Here is a 16415-nt window from a genome sequence, read left to right as displayed (position 1 = left end):
GATTGCCAGCCGGTTTTTTTAACCGTTTCTACGAATTCATGTGAATCTGTGAGCGACGATCATTCTGCAGACGACGGGTCGTACGTCGTTGTTGCAAGACGCTATCGGCCGCGAGATTTCACGCAGCTGGTCGGTCAGGACCATGTTGCTCGCGCCTTGCAGGGTGCGATTGAAACCTCTCGCGTGGGGCATGCTTACCTGTTCACGGGGGCCCGCGGGGTCGGCAAGACCAGCACCGCTCGGATTTTCGCGAAGGCCCTGAATCACCCCGATGGTCCGACGGCAAACCCGGACAACGAAAGTGATGTCGCACAGGCCATTGATTCGGGCGAAGACGTTGATGTGATTGAGATCGACGGTGCTAGCAACCGTGGGATCGATGAAATTCGGTCGTTGCGAGCCAACGTTGGGGTGCGGCCCAGTCGCTCGCGGTACAAGATTTACATCATCGACGAAGTCCACATGTTGACAGGGGCCGCGTTCAACGCGCTCTTGAAGACGCTGGAAGAGCCGCCCGAGCACGTCAAGTTCATTTTTTGCACGACAGATCCGGAGAAAATTCCGATCACCGTGCTCAGTCGCTGTCAGCGTTTCGATTTTGCTCCGGTTGAAAGCGATAAAATCGTGCAGCGTCTGCGCGAGATTGTCGAAGCTGAAAACAACACGGTGGAAGAGGAAGCGTTGGAACTGTTGGCACGTCGTGCCGCAGGGTCAATGCGAGACAGCCAATCGTTGCTCGAGCAAGTGCTGAGTTTCAGCGATGGGCACCTGACGGCCGACCATGTGCACACGATGCTGGGGACGGCGGACGATCAGCGTCTGCATCGTTTGGCCGAAGCCATGGCGGCACGAGATGCCGCGGCCGCACTTTCGCAGATTGACGAGGCCATTGCCGAGGGGGTCGACGCGGGGCGGTTGGCGGAGCAAATGCTTGGTTACTTCCGTGACCTGATGGCGGTTGCCGTCGGATGCGAAGCTTCCCTGATGCGATACGCGGCTGCATCGATGCACGGTGCGTTGGGCGAGTTGGCAGGTCGTTGGGGCTTGCAGACGGTGCTCGCAATTGTCGGCTTGGTCGATGAAACGTTGGTTCGAATTCGGCACAGTGTCCACGCTCGGGTTTTGCTGGAAGCGACGGTCATTCAGGTTTGTCACCTGCCCGATTTGCAGGCCATCTCGGATTTGGCGGCTGCGTCAGGTGCCAGCGGTGCAAAGGGCGGCAGCGAAAAAAAAAGCGGGCCCCGGTAGCTAGCTCAGCTCCCGCGACGGCGCCCGCCACGCCTCAGTCCAGTTCGGCTTCGGAGCGTGACGCGGTGAATGTGCGTGTTGATTCCGCGGCGGAACCCATTTCTGCTCATCAAGCGACGTCCAATCCGGCGCAACCAGTTGCTTCCGCAGCGGCTGCATCCAGTCCCCCGCCCGCAGCGTCACCATCCTCCGCGCCCGTCGGGCAAGCCTCGTCCCTCACCGGATCGAGTCGATCACCTGCCGTGGCCCAGTCACCCGCCGTGGCTCAGCCAGCTGCCGTGCCCCAGTCAGCTGCCGTGCCTCAGCCAGCTGCTGCTGCGGAGTCTGCGGGCGAGCAAGCTGCATCCACGACCTCGACGGATGGTTACCCGCTGATTTCCAGTGAAGAAGCCAAGTCCGGTTGGTCGCAGGTGCTTCAGGAAATGGATCCGATGACCGCGACGTTGGCCAAAGCAGCCGAGCGGGTGGATTCGCCCGAGCCCGGTGTCCTGCGGTTGGTGTTTCCTGGGAGCTCTGGGTTGGCACTGAGTCGGTGCCAGATGCCTGAGCACAAAGAGGAAATTCTTCGAACCGTTGCCCGGGTGACTGGTCGGCGTGCTACCTTGCAATTCGAAGCGACCGCGGTGAAAAAGGCTGAGCCGGTTGCGGCCGCCAAGCCCAAGAATCGAAATCGGATGCAGCGAATGCGCGAGATCCAGGCCAACCCCTTGGTTCAATCCTGCGTCGAATTGCTGGGCGCTGAAATCGTTCGCGTGGACACCCCTCGCGGTTGAGCATCGTGACGATCGGATTCGTTCGTTTTATATTTGATCTCCCTGACTCTCGTTCCACTGGATTGGTCCCATGTTCAAAGGCCTCGGCAATCTCGGCAACATCGCTTCGATGGTTGGCAAGCTGCAAGAAATCCCGCAGAAAATGCAGGAGCTCAATGACCAGATGCGCAGCGAACGTGTCTCAGCAAGTTCGTCTTGCAATCACGTGGAAGTGGTCATGAATGGGATCGGTGAAGTCCAATCGGTGGAGATTGCACCCGAGATCTTGGGTGTCGGTGGCAGCGAAGTGGTTGCCCCCGAAGATCTGCAGCACGCCATTCGCGATGCGACCAACGCGGCCGGTGCAGCTGCCAAGCAGTTGTACGCCAGTGCGATCAGTCAGCTTGCATCGGACATGGATTTGAACATGCCCGGTGTCGATGGCTTGCTGACGAGCCTGACGGGTGGCAATGGATGAGCGGGCATGCCGGTGCGGTATCCGATTTAGTGGACCAGCTCAGCAAGCTTCCAGGGATCGGTCGCAAAAGCGCTGAAAGATTGGCGTTCCATTTGTTGCGAGTCCATGAGGATGAGGCGTTGGCGCTAGCGTCCGCGATTCGTCGTGTTCGCACCGACGTTCGTTATTGCTCGGTTTGTTACAACCTGTCCGAGACCGAGCTGTGCCGGATCTGTGCTGACCCCAAACGCGATGCCACTCGGTTGTGTGTCGTCGAGCAACCGCGTGACCTGCTCAGTCTCGATGCGTCGGGGGTCTACGCGGGGTTGTATCACGTGTTGCTTGGCCGGATCGCACCCCTGGATGGGATCACACCCGACCAATTGACCATTGATTCACTGGTGGAGCGGGTGCGGACAGGAAATTTTTCTGAGATCATCATGGCGACCAATCCGACGGTCGAGGGTGATGGCACGTCCCTGTATTTGTCGAATTTAATGCAGGAATTTCCGGTGGAAATCACGCGTTTGGCTCGCGGGATCACTTCCGGCAGCGTCCTGGAATATGCCAATCGCGAAATAATTGCTGATGCGTTGACGGGTAGGCAGCGGTTATAATCTGGACGCCAGTGATGAATTGGCATCGAATTCGCTCACTCGGTCTTCTCTGAGGGGCGATCTACCATTTGATTCACGTCACGCATTTCAGAAAAGATTCTCATGCGGATGTCAGTGGGGCTACAAGCCCGGCAAAGCCAAGTCCAAAAACTCGCGCCACGGATGATCCAGTCGATGGAGATCCTGCAGATGCCCACGTTGGCATTGCAGGAACGCATCGAGCAGGAGATGAACGAGAATCCGTTGCTGGAGCAGCAAACCGGAGATCCTTTGAATCCGGATGAAGGTGACGACGAGGTCCCCGACAAGGACACACGCAGCGAGAACGAGAAGGAATTGGTGGTCGACAACGACCATGACAACAAAGACGACTTTGAGCGTCTGTTGAACATGGATTCGGATCTGCCGAGCACCTTCGATGATTCCTTTCGGCAGAGTGCCAACCGCATGTCGGATGACGCGGACCGTCGTCACGACATGATGGCGAATGCCCAGTCGCGTCCTGAGTCGCTGAACGATTATCTGCTGCACCAACTCGCTGAGATGGACATCGATGATGAGGTGGAGCAAATCGCTGAGCGGATCATCAGCACGCTGAATGCATCGGACGGTGGTTACTTGCGGATGCCGTTGGCTGATTTGCTTCCCTCCGGACATTCAAAGGAAGACTACGAGAAAGCTGAAGAAGCACTGGCGGTGGTGCAGTCCCTTGAGCCAAGTGGCATTGCCGCTCGCAATTTGAGCGAATGTTTGATTGCGCAGTTGGACTCGTCAATCGAGCATTTCGACGAGTTGTCGATCCTGATTCGGGGGCATCTGAATGACCTGGCAGAAAACCGTCTGCCACAGATTTCGAAGAAGACTGGATTCTCGATTGAGCTGATCCAGGAGTTGCGTGAAGAGTTGCATCTCTTGAATCCGAAACCGGGTGCTGCGTTTTTGGAGACGTACGTTCCCAACGTGACACCGGACATCATTCTGGAGCAGGATGAATCCGGCGAATATCGTGTTCGTCTGGACGACGACCGAGTTCCAACACTGTTCATCAGCGAGTACTACCGGCGTCGTTTGCAAGCCTCCGATTGCTCGGATGCCGAGCGTGAGTTCATCAAGCAAAAGATCAACGGCGCGCAGTGGTTGATCGACTCGATCGAGCAACGCCGAAGCACTCTGACCCGAGTCTCGGAAGCCATCGTGGAGCACCAAAAGCGGTTTCTCGATGAAGGTCCTGAGGCAATTGAACCTTTGAAAATGCAGCAAATCGCTGACAAAGTGGGGGTTCACGTGACGACGGTGAGTCGTGCAGTGGATGACAAATGGATTCAAACCCCGCGAGGGATTCTTCCGCTGCGTCGTTTCTTCGTCGGCGGTACCCAAACCGAGGATGGGGAGGATGTTGCCTGGGACACGATCCGTTTGAAGCTTCAAGAATTGATCGACAAAGAGGACAAGAGCAAACCATACAGCGACGAGAATCTGGTTGACGAGTTGAAGAAAGCCGGGATGACGGTCGCTCGCCGAACCGTCACCAAGTATCGGAAAAAGATGGGCATTCCCAGCAGTCGACAGCGACGCGATTGGAGTCTCACCGCTTCGTGATGTCCGCTTTGAAACGATCTCTTTTCGTTGGCTTGGTGGTGATGAATGTGAGTTTGATACTCCTGGTCATCGCACTTCTGGTTCGCCGTTCTGAGGTCGATCGGTCTTTGCAACCATCGATAGAGGTCACTTCTCCAGGGACGCGTTCAAGTGGAAGCGGATCCACTGAGACCGCCACGCGACGCAATTCGTATGTAGTGGAGCGGACGGCGAATGAGGGCGAGGTCGCTCGCGAAACGATGGGCATTTCCGCAGCAAGCGAAACGCCGGATTCTGAGTCGCGGACGATTGAACTGTTCCGGGTGACATCACCATCGGTCGTCCACATCACGACCTCCAAGGTGGCTCGCGATTTCCTCAGCATGAACTTGCAGGAGATACCGCAGGGCAGTGGGACCGGATTTGTTTGGGACAAAGTCGGGCACATCGTGACCAACAATCATGTCATTCAAAACGCCGACGTGGCGATGGTCGCGTTTGATGATCAAACCAGCTTTCCGGCGAAATTGGTGGGCGTTGCCCCGGACAAAGATCTTGCCGTGTTGCGAATCGATGCCCCTGCGAAACGGCTTCGTCCTATCCCGCGAGGTGTCTCAGCTGATTTGGAAGTGGGGCGGACCGCGCTTGCGATTGGCAACCCTTTCGGATTGGATCAGACCCTCACGACGGGCGTCATCAGTGCGCTCGGTCGCGAAATCAAGTCGGACTCGGGGATCCCAATCAAGGATGTGATTCAAACCGACGCGGCGATCAACCCTGGCAACAGTGGCGGGCCGTTGTTGGATCGTTCGGGGCAATTGATTGGCGTCAACACAGCGATCTACAGCCCCTCGGGAGCTTACGCCGGAATCGGATTCGCGATTCCTGTCGACACGGTTCGTTGGGTGGTTCCCGAGTTGATTGAACACGGGCGAATCATCCGCCCCGGAATCGCAATCACGGTTGCCAGCGATTCAATGAGCAAGCGGTTCAAGTTGCCGCCGGGCGTCTTGATTCTGGAGGTGCCTGATGCCAGCAGCGCTGCGGAGGCAGGATTGATGCCGACGCGTCGAACCCGCTTCGGGGACATCGTGCTGGGCGATATCATTGTGGCGGTGGACAATCATCAGGTCACTTCGACGGCGGATTTGACGCTGATTTTTGAGAACTACGAGCGTGGTGACGTGGTTGACGTCACGGTGCTCCGCCAAGGTACTGAATTGGTTTTGCCAGTTGAACTCGAAACATTGGACTGATCGGATTTCTCGTTCCCCTGCCCCCATGTCGCGTCCCTGGTACGAAACGGACAATCTCGATGAAGTCAATTCGCCAGCGTTGTTGGTCTACCCCGATCGAGTTCAAGCCAACTTAGATCGGATGATCGAAATGGCGGGAAGTTCCGATCGTCTGCGGCCCCATGTGAAAACTCACAAGATGCCCGCCATCACCCAGATGAACATTGCCGCGGGGATCACTCGGTTCAAGACGGCGACGATTGCAGAAGCTGAGATGACCGCCGAAGCCGGGGCCAAGGATGTTCTGCTTGCCGTGCAGCCAGTGGGACCAAATATTCAGCGTTTGGTGAAGCTGATCAAACGCTATCCCGGTTGTTTGTTCTCGTGCTTGGTGGATGAACCTGCGGTGTTGGAGCAACTTGAAAATGCGTTTCAAGGGGCCGGTGTCTGCGGAAGCGTCTGGTTGGACGTCAACGTTGGCATGAACCGAACCGGCATCACGCCATCCGCTGCCGCAACGGATTTGGTTCGATCTCTGTTGTCGAGGGAGCATGTTGCTTTCGCTGGGATTCACGTCTACGACGGTCACTTGCATGACAAGGATGCCGAGCGTTTGAAGCAACAGTTCGATGACGTCATGAAGCCGTTTTGGGCGTGGCTCGCGGAGTGGCAGCACGACTCTGAAACCCAGCCGAGATTGGTTGCGGGAGGGACGCCCACCGCCAGTTTTTGGCAGGCGGAGGCACGGGCTCGGCAACTTGAAATCGAAACGGGCGCCGGGACGACGGTGTTGTGGGACGCGGGGCAGCCGACCTTCTCTCCTGCAATGCCTTTCGAGCCCGCGGCAGTTGTGATGACCCGCGTGATCAGTCGGCCCACGGAGTCGCACGTTTGCCTCGATCTCGGTCACAAAGCGATTGCGTCGGAGATGCCACTTCCACGCGTCCAGTGGTTGAACTGGGAGGAGGAGCACGAGGTGGTTGGTCACAATGAAGAGCACCTGGTTTTGCAGACCAAGGAACGCGGTTCGCTCCGCTGTGGCGATGTGCTCTACGGCGTCCCGGTGCACATTTGTCCGACGGTCGCGTTGCATCAGCATGCGGAATGCGTGCGGGATCATCGTGTGAGCGAGCAATGGAAGGTGGTGGCTCGCGATCGCAAGCTGACGATTTAGCTGGCGATCTAACCGTCGGATCGACCGACCGTTGCCACTTTCACGGAAGAGGTCATGCCGTTTTTTGACACGGTTTTTCAGCGGGTTTCCGCACGATGCACCTCTCCCGAAACGAAGTTTTGGGGGAGAGGGCGAGCGACGCCGTTCAGGCGTACGCGAGGAAGGGTCCGGGCACGGGAAGCGGTTCGCACCGCCCTCCCCCGAAAAGCTCGCTGAACGCTCGCTTTCCGACCCCTCCCAACTTCGTCGGGCGGGGTTCTCAAGACGCTACAGGCTCAGCATTTAAAACCGGCGCGACCTCTGAAGGTGAGGGCTCTTAGTTCAGCTGGACTGGGTTCGTGGCTTCTTTGATCTTCTTTCGCATCAGTTCGATCGAAGCTTCTTGGCCGGTGAAGAGTTTGAACTGATACGCGGCTTGGCGGACGAACATGTCCACACCAGTGATCACGCGAGATTGTTTCTGTTTCGCTTGTTTGATCAGCAGCGTGTTTTCGGGGTTGTAAACCGTGTCGAAGACAACCATGAACTGGTTCAGAGCGGACTGGTTGAACGGGGTGTTGTCGACATCTGGGTGCATGCCGATTGGAGTCCCATTGATGAGCAGTTGGACTTTCGTGTCGTGGCGTTCTTCCCAGTCGACGACATGGCAACCGATGTCAGCGGCCAACATCTCAGCGCGTTCCCGGGTTCGAGAGCTGATGGTGACGTCGCACTTGCGTTGCCGCAGTCCCCACGCGATGGCTCGCGAAACGCCGCCGGCTCCTAGGATCAGTGCCGTTTTTCCTTGCAGGGAATTCTCGGTGCCCCGTTCGATATTGAATGCTTCTTCGATGCAATCCATCGCAGCTCGATAGTCGGTGTTGTATCCGAGGCGATCGTCCCCGTTGAAGACCATCGTGTTGATCGCACCGATGCCAGTGGCGGCCGATTCGGCTTGTGTGCAGTACTGGAGAGCTGATTCCTTGTGGGGAATCGTGATGCTGATGCCTTGGATGCCGAGGTCCGTGCAGGTGTTCATGAACGAAGGCAGGTCATCCTTGGGCACCCGCAAAGGCAGGTAGCGAGCATTCAGCCCCGCGTCGACAAAGGCTGCGTTGTGAATCAGCGGGCTGTGGCTATGGGCGACGGGGTCTGCGATCACGCCGAACAACGCGGTGTCTTCTTTGATCGTTTCGTAGTGATAGACGCTGTTCATTTCCTTCCAGTTCAATTGGCCCGGAGCAAGTTTTTTGTCCGAGCTGAACGTCGCGTAGGTGAAGGGTGATCCGACGCGGTTGGCGAGGATCCGGGTCAGCATGCCGATCTCGCCCATGCAGATCCCGATTGTTGGGATCTTGGCGTTCTTGCAGAGGTTGATCATTCGGATGTTGTCCGAAAATGAATTTGCCATGCAGGCGATTTTGACGATGTCGGCGTCTTCGGCTGCCATCGCCTCGTGCAGTTCGTCGAGATTTTCAGGTGTGCCACTGAAGTCGTGGTAGCTGATGATTCGCTTGGTGTTGCCGTATCGTGGGATTTGCGAGGCGATATCGGCTTCGATGTCGACGTATTCGGCTCCCGCTGCAATGACACTGCGTAGCAGCATGAGGCGATCTTGCTCGGATCGTTCCCATCGCCCGCCGTCCTCTTTGCGACGAACCGTGGCGACCACGGGCCCGGGACGGTCATTGAGTAATCGTTTCAGGTCCACTGCGCGCGAAATGTAATCCAGACGCAATTCAACGAGCTGGGCGCCTTGTTCGACCAAGTACTGGTGTTCGGCGATCATGCGTTTGTGGCGGGCACGGCCGAGACTGACACAAATCATAAAACTTCGGTGGTCGTGAATGAGGGCAGATGGGGGCGAGACTTCGCCTGGTCGTTATAATAGTCGGCAGCGTTCTGCTGGGCAGTACGGGAGGCCAACCAGAAACACACAAAATGTGCTGAATGGACGATGATTCACTGCTTTCAAGACACCGCATCCGCAAAAAAGGTTCCCGCCATGATTCGAGTCGGTTGTTGTCTCGCTGTGTTACTAAGCGGATGCGTTCTGCCTGCGGCATTCGCAGAAGATGTTGTTTCGCCGGTTTGGCCAACGGCACGTGGGAACTTCGCCGGGACCGGAGCACGAGCGACCGGATTGGCGGAAGAGTTGGTGCTGCAATGGGAAACCAAGACCGCGGAAGCGATTGAGTCCGCTCCCGTGAGCGATGGCAACCACGTTTTCGTGGTGGATGTGATGGGCGGTCTCGAAGCCATCTCGCTTTCAACGGGAAAGTCGATGTGGCGGCACGAGTTGGAGACGGGGTTCGTCGCTTCGCCTGCCCTGTTCTTGCCCCTGGACGTTCGCCCGTCTGTGGGAGCTGTGAATGTTCTGGATGCGAGCGACCTGCCGGCGAATACCAGTCCTTTGCAACCGGCAGGAATTCAATCGTGGGCCGAAAACCTGTCGCCTGTTTTGGTTTCGGGAGATGTCGAAGGCAATGTGGTCGCTTGGGATCCTGTCTCAGGGGAGCAGCTTTGGAAAAGCTTGACCGGTGGCGAAATCAGCGCGTCGCCTTCTTTCTACGTGTTGCGCCGGCCTGATTCAGCAGGGGAGATTGAATTGCAGCCGCGGGTGTTGGTCACCAGCCAGGATGGCAGTTTGTATTGTTTTGCTTTGGATTCGGGCGAGCTGATTTGGAAGTATGAAACTGGCGACCAAATCCGCTGTGGCGCGACCATCGGCGATGGGAAGACTTACCTGGGCGGATGCGATGGCGGGTTGCATGTGGTGGACCTGAGCACCGGCAAGGCCTCACGGGAAGCGATTCCATTGGGAGGCCCAACGGGCAGTACACCCGCGATTCAGGGAGGGGAATTGTTTGTTCCGATCATGGATGGCGTGCTGTACGCGTTCTCACCATCAAACGATTCGGATGCTCCCGTCGAGCCGACGTGGGAATACAGTGATCCCGATCGAAGCCAGGAATACCGCGGCAGCGTCGCGGTCACCGACGAAGTGGTTGTCGTGACCAGTCGCAACAAAACGGTGGATGCGATTGAACGCGAAACTGGCCAACTTCGATGGAGGGTGACTTTGAAACGGCGTGCGGACGCTTCCCCTGTGATTGCGGGCGAGGATGTTTGGATCGCATCGACGGACGGCCGACTCGTGCGTTTGGCGCTCCTTGACGGACGAGAAAAGTGGGATTTCGAAATTCGCGGTGCCTTCATCGGTGAGCCTGCCATTGTGGGGGGGCGTTTGGTCATCGCGGACGATGAAGGCATGGTACGCAGCTTTGGGCCCAAGTAAGGCTTCTTTACCGAAGCGTTTTTGGCCAGGATTCGAGGCTCACCGGTTCGGTGTGAGCAGCGAATCGACTATTCTGAAACTGATCATTCGCACGCAAACGGGAATTTTATGACGACTGCATCGACCCAGGACGAGTCTCGCGAAAAAAAGCCGGAAGGTAGCAAGACGGAAGTCGGCAGCTACTTCATCAGCAATTACCCGCCCTACAGCCAGTGGAAAGCGGATTCGCTCGATGACGTGAAGCAACGCATGGATTCCGCACCGACCAGCGAGAATCCGTTGGGGCTGTATCTGCACATCCCGTTTTGTCGAAAGCGTTGTAAGTTTTGTTACTTCAAAGTTTTCACGGACGTGAAAGCTCAAGAAGTTCAACGCTACGTCGATGCGTTGTGCAACGAGATTTCGATGGTCAGTCAACTGCCGGTGATGGGTGATCGCCCGTTTCGGTTTGTTTACTTCGGCGGTGGGACGCCCAGTTTTCTTTCGCCCAAACAATTGACCAAGCTCGCCGATCGTTTGCGCGAGCACATCACTTGGGATGGTGCCGAAGAAGTCACCTTTGAATGTGAACCAGGCACGCTGAGTGAGACCAAAGTCAAGACATTGCGTGAGCAATTGGGTGTGACCCGGTTGAGCTTGGGAATTGAAAACTTCTCCGACAAGTTGTTGGAAGAGAACGGTCGGGCTCACCTCTCAAAACAAGTTTTCGCGGCTTGGGAGTGGATTGAAGCGGCTCAGTTCCCCAATGTGAACATTGACCTGATCTCGGGAATGGTGGGTGAGACATGGGAGAACTGGCGAGACAACATTCGTCGCACGATCGACATGTCGCCAGAAAGCGTGACGATCTACCAAATGGAACTGCCGTTCAACACGGTTTACAGCGCCGATATCTTGGGCAACAAAATTGACAGCCCGGTGGCTGACTGGCAGACCAAACGCGACTGGGTCAGCTACGCCTTCGATGAGATGACATCAGCAGGATACAAAGTCAGCAGCGCTTACACGTTGGTCAAAGACACCGGGAAAGTGAACTTCTCTTACCGTGACAATCTCTGGCGAGGTGCCGACCTGTTAGCAACTGGCATCGCTAGCTTTGGCCACGCAGCGGGCGCTCACTACCAAAACCTGCCCCACATGGAGCAGTACCTCGGCGCGATTGAGGAAGGGAAGTTGCCGCTCGGCCGCGGATTTGTTCCGACCGAGCACCAAGCGTTGATTCGCGAAATGATTTTGTTGCTGAAACGCGGTTTCCTCGAACGGGACTATTTCCAATCCAAGTTTGGCGTTGATATCGTGGAGGATTGGAAATCGGTTTGGGATGGTTACGTGGAAGAAGGCCTGGCAGAAGTGCATCCCGATGAGGTTCGTTTGACTCGTGAGGGGTTGCTGCGAGTGGATTCATTGCTGCCGGCATTCTTTGAGCCTGAGCACCAGAACGTTCGCTACACATGATCCGACGCGCGGTGTGGCGGACGTCTCGGCGTTGCTTGGAAATCGGCCGACGTCCGCTCGTGATGGGGATTTTGAACGTCACGCCGGATAGCTTTTCAGACGGTGGCCGCTTCGTTTCTGCAGGTGAGCAACTTGCGAGTGAGAAGACTTTGGCGGATGCGGTCAACGTTGCGTTGGAAATGCAATCCGCGGGAGCCGACTTGATTGACATCGGCGGTGAGAGCACGCGTCCCTACAGCGATCCGGTGAATGCGGAGACCGAAGAACGCCGTGTTGTGCCAGTGATTGAGCGGTTGGCGAGTCAGTTGACCATCCCCATCAGCATCGACACCAGCAAAGCCTCCGTTGCGCGAGCCGCAATCCACGCCGGCGCAGAGATCATCAACGACGTGACGGGTTTGGAAGGTGATTCCATGATGCCTGCGGTGGCCGTTGAAACATCGGCAGGCGTCTGCGTGATGCACATGCGAGGCAACCCGCAAACGATGCAGGACGATCCTCGTTACGACGATGTCGTGGCGGAGATCGAACAGTATTTGTTGGCTCGCCGGCAAGCTTGTCTGGACGCTGGGATTGATTCAGAGCGTATTTGTTTGGATCCCGGAATCGGGTTTGGGAAGACCCACGAGCACAATCTTACCTTGTTAACCGCAACCCAACGCTTCGCTTCGCACGGAACGCCCATTTTGATTGGGCATTCCCGGAAGGGATTCATCAAGAAGCTGTTGCAGAGCAAGGAGCGTTTTTCAGGCGACGACTACGACCCGATGGCTGGCACGCTGGGGGTGTCGATGGCAGTCGCTGCGGCTGGTGCTCATGTCATTCGTGTGCATGACGTGGCGGAAACCGTTCAGGCTTTGGACTTGTTTGAAGCAGCGGGTGGCTTGGATGCCAGAGCTGCATCGTGATGGACGATTCATTGGATCGACGCATCTTCTAAGAAGTAGCGGTTTAGAAAAGCTTGGCGTTCATCACTCGGTGTCGTAGCAAACTGAACCATCGCATACAGGCGTTTTTGATCGCGTTGCCGTTTCTCTGAGAGCCACGAGTTGTTTCGGAATTGTTCTGGCAACGGGCCGATCAATTGGAAGCATTCTGGTTCCCGCGGGCCTGCGACCACGCCATGCCGGTCGAGCATGGCGAGGGCAGTGTCGACCCGGTGGTCATGCGGGCTGACCCGTTGCAGTTCGTTGCGAAGCCAGTCCAGGCCATACGCGATGCAACGATCCGCGTGGTTCTCGAGTGAGAACATCAGGCGATCGTAGAAATCGGCATCCGGATTGGCCCACTCGATGAACTGCATTTGTGTCATCAGGTCATCTTGATCGTAGAGCCAAAGGCAACGACTCGGCAGATCGTCGCGGCCCGCCCGTCCAATCTCTTGGTAATAGGACTCAATGGAACCTGGGGTTTCGACGTGGACGACCAGCCGAATGTCTTCCTTGTCGACTCCCATGCCAAAAGCAGGCGTGGCCAGGACGAGATCTCGTTCGCCCGACATGAATTGGTTTTGAATCCGACGTCGATCCTTGCGTGATTGATCGCCGTGATAGCAGACATGATCAATGGATCTCGCCAAGAGCAGGTCGCTGAAACGCGTCAACGTCTTGATCAACGAGAAGTAGAGGATCGTCCCACCGCTGGCCTGAGAGGTTGGTGACGGAAGCAGCGGTTCAGAGAGAGCTTTCAGGATCTGTTCGAGCTTTTCGTCGTCACCCATCACTGTTTCGACATCGATTCGCAAGTTGGGGCGATCAATTCCTTCGTGGAACAGTCGCATGTCGCCATCTTCGAGTCCGATCTGATCGACGATGTCGGCGCGACATTCTGCCGTGGCGGTTGCGGTGAGGGCGATGGTCGTCGGAGATCCAAGTTGTTTTCGAATGTCGGCAATTCGGCTGTAGTCTGGCCGGAAGTCGTGCCCCCATTGGCTGACGCAGTGAGCTTCGTCGATCGCAAGCAGCTGAATGTTTCGTCCTGAGATAGCGTCGAGGAACTCAGGCTTCCGGAATCGTTCAGGCGTGACGTAGAGCAACCGGTAGCGATTCTGACGCAGTTTCTCCTGTCGCTTTTCTCGCTCCATCCGATCCAGTGAGGAATTGATGAGAGTGGCATCGATGCCTTTCGCGACCAGCCCATCCACTTGATCTTGCATCAACGCAATCAGTGGTGAAAGCACCAGCGTCAGATCGTCGCCCGATCCGAGCAAGGCGGGGATTTGAAAGCACAGTGACTTGCCACGCCCGGTGGGCATGATCACCATGGCGTGCTCTGCCGCGAGAATGTGTTGGATGACGGCCGACTGACTGGGGCGAAACGACTCGTGCCCGAATACATCCCGCAGAATGGGTTGGGCTTGCTCAAGCGAACGCTTGTCCGATTTCAAATTCGCGTTGGCGGGACCATCCATCGGCGACGCAACTTTCTAATTTGAGGATTCGAAGATCATGAGCGAAGTCGATGTCATTTACGAAGACAATCATTTGCTCGTGGTGAACAAGCCCACTAAGTTAGCGACGATGGGAGCGACTGGGCAGCCGACCTTGCATTCGTTGGGGTGTGACTACATCCGGCGAACTTGCAGCAAACCCGGGAAGGTCTACCTTGGCATTGTCAGTCGACTGGATTCGATGACCTCAGGGGTGATCGTCTTGGCGCGGACGAGCAAAGCAGCCAGTCGACTCACGCCCCAGTTCGCGAACCATTCTGGCGAGGGAGCCAAGAAAACCTACCTTGCGGTGGTGGCGGGACGGGTCGAGCAGCAGCAGGGCGTGTTAGTCGATGATGTCTACAAAGACGATGCCGCCCATCGCATGCGAGTGGCTCATCATCCGAGAGCGGACGCGAAGGAGGCTCGTTTGGAATTTGACGTGTCCGGGTACGAACGCGATTCAACGCTGTTGAAGGTCAAACCGCTGACTGGCCGGAAGCACCAAATTCGCCTGCAGTGGTCGGAGGCCGGCTTTCCCATTTTGGGTGACACGAAGTATGGAAGCGAACGGTCTTGGCCGACCGGGATCGCGCTTCATAGTTGGCGGCTCTCGATCATGCATCCAACAAAAAAAGAACGCCTGACCTTTGAAGCACCCGTTCCTGAGGTCTGGAAGAGCAAGCTCGATTCGAGTTTGCTGGGTGGGCGTTGAGATCGAGCGTCGCTGGGGCCAGCAACGAAAAAACGTCGTCTCCAATTTGAAGACGACGTTTCGTTCGTTTGACTCGAGGGTGATCGAGGATCAGTTCCGCAGGAGTTCTTGGATACCGTAGGTGAAGAAAGTACCGAGGCCGAAGTTCAGCAGTTCTTCTTCACACTTGTATTGCAAGATCAAAGTGTCGCCAGGTTGAACCAGTGGACGGCTTCGCGGGTCGTTGACTGCTCTCGCAAGGTCCACCTCGATCGCAACTTGTCCGTTGCAAGGTGTTTGACGCAAGATATACAGCATTCCTGGTGGGACTCCGCCAACCGATCGTGCTCCTCCGAATCCACTGCCACCGGTCGTTTGTCCGATGCCTCCTCCAGCGAGAGCCATCGCTCCCAGGACGTCCAAGTCATAGTCACGAGGGAGCGGGAATTCGCCGCCGGGCAACTGGCCACCGGTGTAGAAGACTTCCGTTTCGCGGTTTTCGATGTAAACAATGTCACCGTCTTGCAGTTCCACATCTTCCGGTGAGATGTTGGGAATGACTCCTGGTGGCAATCGCAATGGGATGCGAAGGATCGATGGGTCTGGCGGCAGTTCAGGCGGGCAGACACAGGGATCGAGCATGGCGTTGCGTTGAGACGCGTAAAAGTCTCGGACGAACTGAGCTCGCTTGCGTTTGTCAGCTTCGCTGGCTCGCAACACTCGCACTTCGTTTTTGGCATTGAGCCCCGGCAAACCACCTGTTTCGACAAGAGCGTGCAGAATGTCGTTCTTGTAGGCAGGGAGTTTGACCAAGCCACCGCTGGCCGAGTTGTCACGGCCACGAATGAACTCGCTGGACTGAGCCTGAAGTGAACGTTGGTTGCTTTCGCCCAGTCCATCTTCGCGGACCACGATCACGTCGTAGGTTCGCTCTTTGATGAGTGTGACAATCGGGCGAGCTTTTTCTTCTCGCAGGATGTCATTGTCGATGTAAGCCTCACGAATTTTTTCGCGAACTTGATCGAGCGTCAGCCCTTCGACCTCCAGGGGTTCAATCAGAGGCAGCGACAGCGTGCCGTCATCCTGAACCGCGATGGGGTAACCGATCGATGGCGGCAGAGTGCTGTCTTGCTCTGGGAAGTTGACCGGAGGTGGCTCGGGCGGCGTGTTCGGCGGGTTGAAGGGCAGAACACCTTCGATGTAGACGCCGAGGATGTCATCCGGGCCAAGTTGATAGTCACGTGGCGGTTCGAGCGATAGCAACGCGATATCCACCGGCACCAGATTGTTCTTGGGAGCCGGGAAGAATTCGGGTGGCAAGCGGTGAGCCGGCACGCCATCGATTGGCTGGGTCAACGACGAGCAGCCGGTCAATGAAGCGACCAGCGACGCGGCAACGCCAAGTCCAACCGTGTAGCGAATGTGTTTCCACACTCGGGTTTGAAAGAGGTTGATGTTCATCCTTGAACTCTCTGAAAGTGCAATCGGGTGCAAAGCCGC

14 protein-coding genes are annotated in these 16415 nt (G+C 56.6%); 11 read left to right on the top strand and 3 right to left on the bottom strand.

What is annotated here, in order from left to right:
* Nucleotides 1-48 precede the first annotated feature (48 nt).
* The 7 genes from dnaX to UH5x_RS10080 all read left to right on the top strand — a co-directional run bounded on the left by dnaX (nucleotide 49) and on the right by UH5x_RS10080 (nucleotide 7061).
* Entirely contained in the window at nucleotides 49-1248 is a 1200-nt protein-coding gene (gene dnaX / locus UH5x_RS10110; RefSeq protein WP_482635590.1) for a DNA polymerase III subunit gamma/tau, read from the top strand.
* Nucleotides 1249-1490: 242 nt separating this feature from the next.
* Nucleotides 1491-2021, top strand: a complete 531-nt coding sequence (locus tag UH5x_RS10105) for a DNA polymerase III subunit gamma/tau (RefSeq protein WP_482635589.1) — start codon at nucleotides 1491-1493, stop codon at nucleotides 2019-2021.
* Nucleotides 2022-2091: 70 nt separating this feature from the next.
* Complete coding sequence (locus tag UH5x_RS10100; protein ID WP_047815523.1) at nucleotides 2092-2478, top strand: YbaB/EbfC family nucleoid-associated protein; 387 nt, start codon at nucleotides 2092-2094, stop codon at nucleotides 2476-2478.
* Entirely contained in the window at nucleotides 2475-3074 is a 600-nt protein-coding gene (recR, locus tag UH5x_RS10095; RefSeq protein ID WP_047815522.1) for a recombination mediator RecR, read from the top strand. The genes UH5x_RS10100 and recR overlap by 4 nt, the downstream gene beginning before the upstream one ends.
* 102 nt (nucleotides 3075-3176) lie before the next feature.
* Nucleotides 3177-4673, top strand: a complete 1497-nt coding sequence (gene rpoN, locus UH5x_RS10090) for an RNA polymerase factor sigma-54 (RefSeq protein WP_083435015.1) — start codon at nucleotides 3177-3179, stop codon at nucleotides 4671-4673.
* 302 nt (nucleotides 4674-4975) lie between these two features.
* Nucleotides 4976-5908, top strand: coding sequence for a S1C family serine protease (locus UH5x_RS10085; RefSeq protein WP_482635588.1), 933 nt, complete (start codon nucleotides 4976-4978; stop codon nucleotides 5906-5908).
* A gap of 25 nt (nucleotides 5909-5933) precedes the next feature.
* On the top strand, nucleotides 5934-7061 hold the full coding sequence (locus UH5x_RS10080) for a D-TA family PLP-dependent enzyme (RefSeq protein ID WP_482635587.1): 1128 nt from the start codon (nucleotides 5934-5936) through the stop codon (nucleotides 7059-7061).
* Between the two features lie 316 nt (nucleotides 7062-7377).
* On the opposite strand, the gene aroE is transcribed toward UH5x_RS10080, so the two are convergent.
* Nucleotides 7378-8868: a shikimate dehydrogenase gene (gene aroE, locus UH5x_RS10075; protein WP_047815519.1), complete on the bottom strand. Its 1491-nt coding sequence runs from the start codon at nucleotides 8866-8868 to the stop codon at nucleotides 7378-7380.
* A gap of 129 nt (nucleotides 8869-8997) precedes the next feature.
* On the opposite strand from aroE, the gene UH5x_RS10070 reads away from it, so the two are divergent.
* The 3 genes from UH5x_RS10070 to folP all read left to right on the top strand — a co-directional run bounded on the left by UH5x_RS10070 (nucleotide 8998) and on the right by folP (nucleotide 12701).
* On the top strand, nucleotides 8998-10338 hold the full coding sequence (locus UH5x_RS10070) for an outer membrane protein assembly factor BamB family protein (protein ID WP_482635586.1): 1341 nt from the start codon (nucleotides 8998-9000) through the stop codon (nucleotides 10336-10338).
* Nucleotides 10339-10446: 108 nt separating this feature from the next.
* A complete protein-coding gene (locus UH5x_RS10065) occupies nucleotides 10447-11793 on the top strand; it encodes a coproporphyrinogen-III oxidase family protein (protein WP_047815517.1) in 1347 nt (448 codons plus the stop codon).
* Nucleotides 11790-12701, top strand: coding sequence for a dihydropteroate synthase (gene folP, locus UH5x_RS10060; protein WP_482635585.1), 912 nt, complete (start codon nucleotides 11790-11792; stop codon nucleotides 12699-12701). Before UH5x_RS10065 ends, folP begins: the two co-directional genes overlap by 4 nt.
* Nucleotides 12702-12709: 8 nt before the next feature.
* Here folP and UH5x_RS10055 read toward each other — a convergent pair whose 3' ends face one another.
* A complete protein-coding gene (locus UH5x_RS10055) occupies nucleotides 12710-14203 on the bottom strand; it encodes a RecQ family ATP-dependent DNA helicase (protein WP_482635584.1) in 1494 nt (497 codons plus the stop codon).
* 37 nt (nucleotides 14204-14240) lie between these two features.
* Between UH5x_RS10055 and UH5x_RS10050 the strand changes: the two genes are divergently transcribed.
* Nucleotides 14241-14936 (top strand): RluA family pseudouridine synthase, encoded by a 696-nt coding sequence (locus UH5x_RS10050; protein WP_047815514.1) that lies wholly within the window; start codon nucleotides 14241-14243, stop codon nucleotides 14934-14936.
* Nucleotides 14937-15026: 90 nt separating this feature from the next.
* Here UH5x_RS10050 and UH5x_RS10045 read toward each other — a convergent pair whose 3' ends face one another.
* Nucleotides 15027-16376 (bottom strand): polysaccharide biosynthesis/export family protein, encoded by a 1350-nt coding sequence (locus tag UH5x_RS10045; protein WP_047815513.1) that lies wholly within the window; start codon nucleotides 16374-16376, stop codon nucleotides 15027-15029.
* Nucleotides 16377-16415: the final 39 nt, after the last annotated feature.

The organism is Rhodopirellula sp. UH5 (assembly GCF_056839225.1).
The sequence above is the reverse complement of the archived record's forward strand: the minus strand, read 5'-3'. Positions and strand labels throughout refer to the sequence as shown.

What these genes read in the sequence shown, in the direction of transcription:
- aroE (WP_047815519.1), bottom strand. Translation starts at nt 8,868, where the DNA reads ATGATTTGTGTCAGTCTCGGCCGTGCCCGCCACAAACGCATGATCGCC.
- recR (WP_047815522.1), top strand. Translation starts at nt 2,475, where the DNA reads ATGAGCGGGCATGCCGGTGCGGTATCCGATTTAGTGGACCAGCTCAGC.
- UH5x_RS10055 (WP_482635584.1), bottom strand. Translation starts at nt 14,203, where the DNA reads ATGGATGGTCCCGCCAACGCGAATTTGAAATCGGACAAGCGTTCGCTT.
- UH5x_RS10050 (WP_047815514.1), top strand. Translation starts at nt 14,241, where the DNA reads ATGAGCGAAGTCGATGTCATTTACGAAGACAATCATTTGCTCGTGGTG.
- UH5x_RS10065 (WP_047815517.1), top strand. Translation starts at nt 10,447, where the DNA reads ATGACGACTGCATCGACCCAGGACGAGTCTCGCGAAAAAAAGCCGGAA.
- rpoN (WP_083435015.1), top strand. Translation starts at nt 3,177, where the DNA reads ATGCGGATGTCAGTGGGGCTACAAGCCCGGCAAAGCCAAGTCCAAAAA.
- UH5x_RS10100 (WP_047815523.1), top strand. Translation starts at nt 2,092, where the DNA reads ATGTTCAAAGGCCTCGGCAATCTCGGCAACATCGCTTCGATGGTTGGC.
- UH5x_RS10080 (WP_482635587.1), top strand. Translation starts at nt 5,934, where the DNA reads ATGTCGCGTCCCTGGTACGAAACGGACAATCTCGATGAAGTCAATTCG.
- UH5x_RS10045 (WP_047815513.1), bottom strand. Translation starts at nt 16,376, where the DNA reads ATGAACATCAACCTCTTTCAAACCCGAGTGTGGAAACACATTCGCTAC.
- folP (WP_482635585.1), top strand. Translation starts at nt 11,790, where the DNA reads ATGATCCGACGCGCGGTGTGGCGGACGTCTCGGCGTTGCTTGGAAATC.
- UH5x_RS10070 (WP_482635586.1), top strand. Translation starts at nt 8,998, where the DNA reads ATGATTCACTGCTTTCAAGACACCGCATCCGCAAAAAAGGTTCCCGCC.